Raw genomic sequence first — 8,252 nt, 5'->3', positions numbered from 1 at the left:
GAGGCGAGCAGCGCCTCATTGACGGCGATCTCGTCGGCCAGCGTCAAGCCGCCGGCGGGCGACGGCAACAGCGCCGAGCCGCCGCCGGAAATCAGCGCCACCACCAGGTCATCCTCAGTCAGATTCTGGACCTTGGCGAGCAGGCGCCGCGAGGCTTCCAGACCGGCAGCGTCCGGCACCGGATGAGCCGCCTCGATGATCTCGATGCGCTCGCAGGTCGCGCCATAGCCATAGCGGGTGACGACCAGCCCTTCGATGGGGCCGTCCCACGCTTTCTCGAACGCTGCCGCCATCTGCGCCGAGCCTTTGCCCGCGCCGATGACAATGGTGCGGCCCTTCGGCTTGGCCGGCAGATGATCCCGGATGGTTCGTTCCGGGTCGGCGGCGGCGATGGCGGCGTTGAAGATGGAGGTCAGGAATGCCTTGGGATCGAGCACGGTCATTCGGCGTCCCGAGGCAATGCCAGGCCGCGCTTGTCGACGCCCAAATGATCGCATAGCGCATCTACGACGACGCCGTGATCCTCGCGCTCCGGCAGTCCGGAGACGGCGATCACCCCGATGACGCCGGCGCCCTTGACGGTCACCGGAAAGCCACCGCCGGCCAGCACGTAGTCGGCAATATCCAGCCCTTCGCCGATCTTGAAGCTGCGGTCCGGGCGCTGCTGTTCCAACACCATACGATAGGTGCTTCTCAGGAACCGCTTGACCACATTGGTCTTGCGTCGCGCCCAGTCGGGGTTCGAGGCGTTCGAACCCGGCATCGCGGCGTAGAACAGCGGCCGATCCCACAGCCTGATATCGACAATGATGGGCATGGCCTCGGCCAGTGCCCGCTCACGGATCGCCGCGCCGATCTCGAAGGCGACGGCCTCGTCGAAGGCCGGGAAGACCAGCGTCTCTTCCTGCTTCTGGATCAGAGCGATGTCGTCCGCAGCGGCCATTTTCTTTCTCCGAAGTCAGTCACAAATCGTGTGTACGACAAGCTCCGCCCGGTCAAGCTTCCGTCGCGGCGATCGTGTTGCCCCGCCAGGGTCGACCCCCACTCCGTCGAGCTGCGGTCCTCTCCCCTCGGGGTGAGGGGGTCTCACCCCGCGATCATATCCGCCTTGGCTGGCCGCCCCGCCACATAAACTTCGCGGACAGTGCGGTCGTCGCCCAGCGTCTGAAGCAGGAAAAGTTCCTGCGCCAGCGTCTCGACAGTCTCCATCCTGAGCCGCATCGCCGGCGTTGCCCTGGCGTCGAGCACGACGATGTCGGCATCGGTGCCCTCGTCCAGCGTGCCGATCTTGTCGGCCACCGACAGCGCCTCGGCATTGCCGCGCGTCATCTGCCAGAAGGACTGGAGCGGGTTGAGCTTCTCGCCGTTCAGCGCGATCACCTTGTAGCCCTCGTCCATGGTGCGCAGCATGGAGTAGTTGGTGCCGCCGCCGACATCGGTGGCGGCGGCGATCCGGATCGGCTTTTCGCGGCGACGAAAGCGCTGATAGTCGAACAGGCCGGAGCCGAGGAACAGGTTGGAAGTCGGGCAGAACACCGCCACCGAGCCACTGTCGGAAAGCGCATCCGCTTCGCGCTCCGAGAGATGGATGCAGTGCCCGAACAGGCTCTTTTTGCCCAACAGCCCGTAGTGCTCGTAAACGTCGGTATAGTCGCGCGACCACGGGTAGAGTTCCTGCGTGAAAGCGATTTCGGCGTGGTTTTCCGACAGATGCGTCTGCATGTGCAAATCGGGATGTTCGCGGCACAGCGCGCCCGCCATCTCCATCTGCTCCGGCGACGAGGTGATGGCGAAGCGCGGCGTGATGGCGTAGTGCTGCCGTCCCTTGCCGTGCCATTCCTTGATCAGCGCCTTCGTGTCGTCGTAACCCGATTGCGGCGTGTCGAGCACGCCGTCGGGCGCATTGCGATCCATCATCACCTTGCCGGCGATGTTGAGCATATTGCGGTCATGCGATTCGGCAAAGAAGGCCTCCGCCGAAGCCTTGTGCACCGAACAGTAGGCGGCAACCGTCGTCGTGCCATGGCGCACCATTTCGTCGAGGAACAGCCGCGCGATGCGGCGGCCGTGCTGGGCGTTGGCGAACTTCGTTTCCTCCGGAAAAGTGTAGGTTTTCAACCAGTCGAGCAGTTCTGCCCCATAGGAGGCGATGACCTGCATCTGCGGAAAATGCACATGCGCATCGATGAAGCCGGGCAGCAGCAGATGCGGCCGGTGGTCGATTTTCTTCGCCGTCTTGCCGGCCTGCTTTTCAACATCGGCATAGGTGCCCGCAGCGACGATCCGGCCGTCGCGGATCAGCAGGCCGCCGTCCTCCTCGTAGCGCCAGGCGGAATGATCGTCGATGGTCTGCGGCCAGCGCACGAAGGACAGCGTGCGGCCGCGCAGAAGTGTCGAGTTCATGCTATCTCCCTGCGCCTTCGAACCAGGCCACCAGCAGCGCCCGCTCCTTGTCGGTGATCTGGCTGACGTTGGCGGGCGGCATGGCGTGGCTGCGGCCGGCCTGCAGATAGATCTCGCGGGCGTGGTTGGCGATGTCGGCGTCGGTGTCGAGCATCACGCCCTTGGGCGCATGATAGATGCCCTCATAGACCGGCTCCGCCGCGTGGCACATCGAGCAGCGGCCGAGCACGGTGTCGCGTACGGCCGGGAAATGCGCTGAAGCGACATAGATTTGCGCCGCCGCAGATTCCCTGGGTTCGCCGGTCAGCACTTTCGGCGCGGTCGACAGCCAGATGATGACAATGAACAGGACAAGTGCCGCCATCCAGGTCCAGGTCGGGTTGCCCTTGCGCGCGTGGACCGAGTTGAAATAGTGCCGGATCAGCACGCCGATGATGAACACCAGCGAGGCGATGACCCAGTTGAACTCAGTGCCGAACGCCAGCGGATAGTGGTTCGACAGCATCAGGAACAGCACCGGCAGCGTCAGATAATTGTTGTGGAGCGAACGCTGCTTGGCGATCTTGCCGTATTTCGGGTCGGGCTTGCGGCCGGCGATGAGGTCGGCGACGACGATCTTCTGGTTTGGGATGATAACCATGAAGACATTGGCCGACATGATCGTGGCGGTGATGGCGCCCAGATGCAGAAAGGCGGCGCGGCCGGTGAACAGGTGCGTCAGCCCCCAGGCGATGAACACCAGCACGCAATAGAGCACCAGCATCAGGCCGGTATCGCTTTTTCCCAGCGGCGAGCGGCACAGCAGATCATAGACCACCCAGCCGACGCCAATCGTTGCCAGCGACAGCAGGATGCCTGTAGGCACCGACATCGGCAGCACGTTCGGATCGATCAGGAACAGATCGGCTCCGGCGTAGTAGACGACGCACAGCATGGCGAAGCCGGACAGCCAGGTGGCGTAGGATTCCCATTTGAACCAGGTCAGGTGTTCCGGCATTTCGGCTGGCGCCACGAGATATTTCTGGATGTGGTAGAAGCCGCCGCCATGCACCTGCCATTCCTCGCCGAAGGCGCCGACGGGCATGCCGGGACGCTGGCGCAGGCCAAGGTCGAGCGCGACGAAGTAGAAGGACGAGCCGATCCAGGCGATGCCGGTGACGACGTGGAGCCAGCGCACGGCAAAACTCAGCCAGTCCCAGAAAATCGCGAAATCCATCATTGAAATCGTCCCTGCCGATCGGGCGACTTTACGGGTTGGAGCGCAAACGGAAAGAGGCGAGGTGCACGATGACTTTCAAAAAAAAATGGAAAATACTAGGGTAGTCACACGCAGCAGGATGGGAGCCGCCCGAAGGCGGCCTCAGGAAAGCCACTAAACCGCATGGCCTATCTCGACAACATTGCCGTCTTCGTTCGCGTGGTCGAACTCGGCAATCTGTCGGCGGCCGGGCGCGACATGCGGATTTCGCCGGCGGTCGCCTCCAACCGCATCAAGGAGTTGGAGAAGCACCTAGGCGTGCGTCTGTTCAACCGCACGACGCGGCAATTGATGCCGACCGAGCATGGCACGGTTTTTTACGGGGGCGCAAAGCAGGTGCTGGAGGCGATCACCGAAGCGGAAGCCGCGGTCTCGGCGCTTTCCGGTCAGCCGCGCGGCACCATCCGCGTCACCGCCCCCTTGGGCCTCGGCCGTCGGTTGGTGGCCTCGGGCATTCCCGATTTTCACGACAAATACCCAGACATCGAGGTGAGGCTGAGGCTTTCGGATCACAATGTCGACATCATGAAGGAAGGCATCGACGTCGCCTTCCGGCTCGGCATCATCGAGGATTCCAGCCTCAGGATGCGCGGCATCATGGAATGCGAGCGCGTGCTGGTGGCGGCGCCGAAATATCTCGAGGCGCGCGGCGAACCGATCGAGCCGCAGGAACTGATCGGCAAGAAGCACGACTGCCTGATGCTGCGTTATTCCGGCGCGCGCGAATATGTGTGGACGCTGCAGACCCCCACAGGCCCGCAGAAATTCGAGGTGCACGGGCCATATGACACCGACGATGGCGACGTGCTGACCGGCTGGGCGCTTTCAGGCCGCGGCATCATCAACAAGCCGCGCTTCGAGGTCGAGCCATTCATCCGCGACCGGCGGCTGAAGGTGATCCTGAGCAGCACGCCACCGACACCGGTGCAGTTCGCCGCCGTGTATCCGCACAAGAAGCTGCAGGATCCAAAAGTGCGGCTGCTGCTCGACTTCATGGCCGAGCGCTGCCAGCGACTGATCAACGATCTGCTAGCTGGGAAATAATGCTGGCCTCCACGTGACCGGCGGTTGGCCCAGCGCCAGCGGTTGCCATCCCCTGAAGTGGCGAACATAGTTCGGGTGGTATTTCGTCTCGCAGGCACCATCGATGGACAGCGGCGCCACAATGCATCTTGCCGTTTCGCTGTTTCCGGGGATCGCCGATCCATCGCCGGAACCGGGATTCAGCCGCCTGACTGGTTTCGTGCAAAAGGCCGAAGCAGCGGGCCTGGACATGGTGCTGCTTGCCGATTCCGCACCGGCGGCCGGCGGCGGTGCCGCGAACAGCCCGATGCCCTTCGAAGCGACCACTTTGCTGGCCGCATTGGCGACTGTCACAAGCAGGATCGGGCTCGTCGCCGCGGCATCGACCGTCGCCCACCAGCCATACAATCTGGCGCGCCGTTTCGCCTCGCTCGACATTATCAGCCATGGCCGCAGTGGCTGGAACGCAACCATGACGCAAGCGCCACGGGAAGCAGCCAATTTCAGCCGGCCCGGGGGATTTTCGCCCGACGATTTCCGCCGTCGCAGTGAGGAATGTATCGGCATCGTGCAAGGTCTGTGGCGGGGCTGGGATGCGGACGCGCTGCTGTTCGACCAGAGCGGCGGCCGCTTCCATGACCCCGAAAAGATGCATTTGCTCGACCATAAGGGCGAGTTCTTTTCCGTGCGCGGACCGCTGAACGTCGCACGCTCGCCGCAGGATACGCCAGTGCTCGTCTTGTCGGGCTTGAGCGAAGCCGACCTGGATATTGCCGCCCGCATCGCCGATGTCATCCTGCTGGATGACGGACCGGTGGAGGGCGCGACAGGACGCTATGACGATATCAGGCGCCGTGTCGCAGCCTGTGGACGCGACCCGGATGCCGTCAAGGTGCTGACGAACGTCGCGCCAACCGCCGATAGTAAGCCGGCTGCCGTCGCCGAGAGGCTGGAAGAGGAATTCCGGGCGAAAAGCTGCGACGGGTTCAACATCCTGATGCCGGCACAGCTTTCAGCGCTCGACGATTTCGTCGATCTGGTTTTGCCGGAACTGAGGCAGCGTGGCCTGTTTCGAGAGAACTATCGCGGCACGACGTTGCGCTCGCATCTCGGGCTTGCCGGCGGAGGTGACCGATGACCGCTCGCCAGATCAAGCTCGGCGCCTTCCTGTGGGCGACAGGCCACCACATCGCGGCCTGGCGCCATCCCAAGGCACACGTCACCGCCGGCACTGACATCGACCATTACATCGCGCTGGCGCGCACGGCGGAAGCGGCGAAGTTCGACATGATCTTCTGCGAAGATGCCGCAGGCCTGCGCGAAGCCAATGTCGGCATTGCCAGCCAGACTTCGCGCTCGATCGGCTTCGAGCCGATCAGCCTGCTTTCGGCGCTCGCCGTCCAGACCAGCCGCATCGGCCTCGTCTCGACAGCCTCGACAAGCTACAACGAGCCCTATGGCCTGGCGCGAGCCTTCCTGTCGCTCGACCATCTGAGCGGCGGCAGGGCCGGCTGGAACCTGGTCACCTCGGCCAGCCCTGTCGAGGCCGCCAATTTCGGCTCGACCGGCCTCAAGCCCCATGCCGATCGCTATGAGCGCGCGCGCGAATTCGCCGAGGTGGTAACCGGGCTCTGGAACGGCAAGCTCGATGGAGCTTCTGGATCCGGACATGACGGCCAGAGCTTTTCGGTTCGCGACCCGCTCGATCTGCCGCGTTCGCCGCAGGGCGCGCCTGTCATGGTCCAGGCCGGCGCCTCGGATGTCGGCCGCGACCTTGCCGCCCGCACCGCCGATGTGGTGTTCACCGCGGCGCAGACCTTCGAGGAAGCGAAGGCCTTCTACGACGATCTCAAGGGGCGTCTGGCGGCCTACGGGCGCGAGCCTGACGACATCAAGATCATGCCGGGCGTCGCGCCAGTGGTGGCGGAGACCGAAGCGGAGGCCCGTGAAAAATATGAGGAATTGCAGGCGCTGATCCCCGACGACGTCGGTGTGGCGCTGCTGTCCAGCTATCTCAGCATCTCCGATCTGTGGCGCTACCCGATCAACGGGCCGCTGCCGGACCTGCCGGAGAGCGAGGGGATGAAAAGTCGGCAGGCGCTGGTCATCGAGCAATCGCGCCGCGACGGCCTCTCTATCCGCGAGCTTGCCCGGCATTTCGCCGGCGCGCGTGGCCATTGGCGCATCGTCGGCACGGCGGCCCAGGTTGCCGATGAGTTGCAGGCGCGGTTCGAAGGCGGTGCCGCCGACGGCTTCAACGTCATGCCCTCTTATTTCCCCGGCGAACTCAATGCCTTTGCGATGCTCGTCGTGCCTGAACTGCAGCGGCGCGGCCTGTTCCGCACGGAGTACGAGGGCCGCACATTGCGCGACCAACTGGGTTTGAAACAGCCGGTTTAGCTGTGGCGCAGCCTAGCCTGCCATCACCCTGCCATGCGGAATTTGATGGTCGGCACTTGAGGTTGCGTTGTGACTGACCAGCGCCGTCATGATCTCGGCCGCCGCCAGCGCCGCGATGACCTGCGGGCGCTTGTCCTTGACGGTGTCGCCGCCGATTGGCGAGACGAGGCGGGCAAACTCAGCTTGACTGCCATCCGCCGATTTCAGGAACCAGTTCCTGAACGTCGCTTTCTTGGTCTTCGAGCCGATCATGCCGACATAGGCGGCATCGTCGCGTTTCAGCGCCTCGGCGACGATCAGGAAATCCAGCGCATGGTCGTGGGTCAGGATGGCGAAGGCAGTGCCGGCGGGAGCATCGCGCACCATCGCCTCGGGCATCGGCGTCAGCCGCATCTCTACGGTTTCCGGCATGCCTTCCAGTGCTTCGGCGCGCGTCTCGATGACGACGCCGTGCACGGGAAGAAGTGCGATCGTCGACGCCAGCGCCTGGCCGACATGGCCGCCGCCGAAGACGTAGACATATGGCAGGTGTGCCTCTTCGGCTTCCGCAACCGCAACCAGTTCGGCGGCAAGCGCGGCATCGACGAGCCGGATCAGCACTTCGACGCGCCCGCCGCAGCATTGGCCGATTTCCGGGCCTAGCGGGACGTCCAGGGTAGCGCAGACTTTGTCAACCTCGATGCGGGTTCCCCTCCCCCTCGAGGGGAGGGTGGCGGCGAAGCTGCCGGGTGGGGTCGGATCGACCGGGCTCAACGCCCTGGCGGTGCCTTCTGATAGGACCCCCTCTGTCGGCTTCGCCGACATCTCCCCCTCAAGGGGGGAGAAGAGCATCTGCCTGGCCCTGTCGATTGCCATGTATTCGAGCTGACCGCCGCCGATCGTGCCAAAGATCGCCGCCCGCGAGACGAGCATAAATGCGCCCTTCTCGCGTGGCGTCGAACCTTTTGTGCCAGCCACTTCGACCAGGGCAATCCGGTCGGCGCTGGCAAGGAAGTCTCTCAGGCTTTGCACTTTCGAATTCATCATTCGCATTCCCGTGCGGGAAATATAGGTTTTTTCGGCCCGGATTGCACACATTGCTGACCCCCTGGGCCGGATTCAGGCGCCGGCCTCTTTCTTCAGCCGCTCGATCGCCATCAGCACGCGTTCCGGTGTGGCGGGGGCCTCG

8 protein-coding genes are annotated in these 8,252 nt (G+C 63.9%); 3 read left to right on the top strand and 5 right to left on the bottom strand.

Annotated elements, in window-relative coordinates:
- From EN964_RS16710 to EN964_RS16695, 4 genes are all read right to left on the bottom strand, one after another.
- Nucleotides 1-443, bottom strand: a 443-nt coding sequence (locus EN964_RS16710; RefSeq protein ID WP_127276551.1) for a DUF4147 domain-containing protein, incomplete at its 3' end; no start/stop codon positions are given.
- The gene (locus EN964_RS16705) at nt 440-943 is read right to left on the bottom strand and encodes a heme-degrading domain-containing protein (RefSeq protein WP_127266493.1); all 504 of its coding nucleotides are present in this window, start codon (nt 941-943) and stop codon (nt 440-442) included. The genes EN964_RS16710 and EN964_RS16705, both read right to left, overlap by 4 nt.
- Before the next feature lie 143 nt (nt 944-1,086).
- A complete protein-coding gene (gene guaD / locus EN964_RS16700) occupies nt 1,087-2,403 on the bottom strand; it encodes a guanine deaminase (protein ID WP_127266492.1) in 1,317 nt (438 codons plus the stop codon).
- Between the two features lies 1 nt (nt 2,404).
- The gene (locus EN964_RS16695; protein ID WP_127266491.1) at nt 2,405-3,622 is read right to left on the bottom strand and encodes a urate hydroxylase PuuD; all 1,218 of its coding nucleotides are present in this window, start codon (nt 3,620-3,622) and stop codon (nt 2,405-2,407) included.
- Nucleotides 3,623-3,784: 162 nt separating this feature from the next.
- Between EN964_RS16695 and EN964_RS16690 the strand changes: the two genes are divergently transcribed.
- The 3 genes from EN964_RS16690 to EN964_RS16680 all read left to right on the top strand — a co-directional run bounded on the left by EN964_RS16690 (nt 3,785) and on the right by EN964_RS16680 (nt 7,084).
- On the top strand, nt 3,785-4,705 hold the full coding sequence (locus EN964_RS16690; protein WP_027039874.1) for a LysR family transcriptional regulator: 921 nt from the start codon (nt 3,785-3,787) through the stop codon (nt 4,703-4,705).
- A 103-nt stretch (nt 4,706-4,808) separates the two neighbouring features.
- Nucleotides 4,809-5,822, top strand: a complete 1,014-nt coding sequence (locus EN964_RS16685) for an LLM class flavin-dependent oxidoreductase (RefSeq protein WP_127266490.1) — start codon at nt 4,809-4,811, stop codon at nt 5,820-5,822.
- Entirely contained in the window at nt 5,819-7,084 is a 1,266-nt protein-coding gene (locus EN964_RS16680) for an LLM class flavin-dependent oxidoreductase (protein WP_127266489.1), read from the top strand. Before EN964_RS16685 ends, EN964_RS16680 begins: the two co-directional genes overlap by 4 nt.
- A gap of 12 nt (nt 7,085-7,096) precedes the next feature.
- On the opposite strand, the gene xdhC is transcribed toward EN964_RS16680, so the two are convergent.
- Nucleotides 7,097-8,107 carry a xanthine dehydrogenase accessory protein XdhC gene (xdhC, locus tag EN964_RS16675; RefSeq protein ID WP_127271953.1) on the bottom strand — a complete coding sequence of 337 codons (1,011 nt, stop codon included), beginning with the start codon at nt 8,105-8,107 and terminating at the stop codon, nt 7,097-7,099.
- Between the last annotated feature and the right edge of the window lie 145 nt (nt 8,108-8,252).

This window comes from Mesorhizobium sp. M7A.F.Ca.CA.001.10.2.1 (genome assembly GCF_003998575.1).
In the GTDB taxonomy this organism is placed as follows: domain Bacteria; phylum Pseudomonadota; class Alphaproteobacteria; order Rhizobiales; family Rhizobiaceae; genus Mesorhizobium.
Note: the sequence above shows the minus strand (reverse complement) of the source record. Positions and strands in the feature narration are given on the sequence as shown.

Excerpts from the sequence above, each read along its gene's own strand:
- EN964_RS16690 (WP_027039874.1), top strand. The coding sequence starts at position 3,785 with ATGGCCTATCTCGACAACATTGCCGTCTTCGTTCGCGTGGTCGAACTC.
- EN964_RS16685 (WP_127266490.1), top strand. The coding sequence starts at position 4,809 with ATGGACAGCGGCGCCACAATGCATCTTGCCGTTTCGCTGTTTCCGGGG.
- xdhC (WP_127271953.1), bottom strand. The coding sequence starts at position 8,107 with ATGAATTCGAAAGTGCAAAGCCTGAGAGACTTCCTTGCCAGCGCCGAC.
- EN964_RS16705 (WP_127266493.1), bottom strand. The coding sequence starts at position 943 with ATGGCCGCTGCGGACGACATCGCTCTGATCCAGAAGCAGGAAGAGACG.
- EN964_RS16680 (WP_127266489.1), top strand. The coding sequence starts at position 5,819 with ATGACCGCTCGCCAGATCAAGCTCGGCGCCTTCCTGTGGGCGACAGGC.
- EN964_RS16695 (WP_127266491.1), bottom strand. The coding sequence starts at position 3,622 with ATGATGGATTTCGCGATTTTCTGGGACTGGCTGAGTTTTGCCGTGCGC.
- guaD (WP_127266492.1), bottom strand. The coding sequence starts at position 2,403 with ATGAACTCGACACTTCTGCGCGGCCGCACGCTGTCCTTCGTGCGCTGG.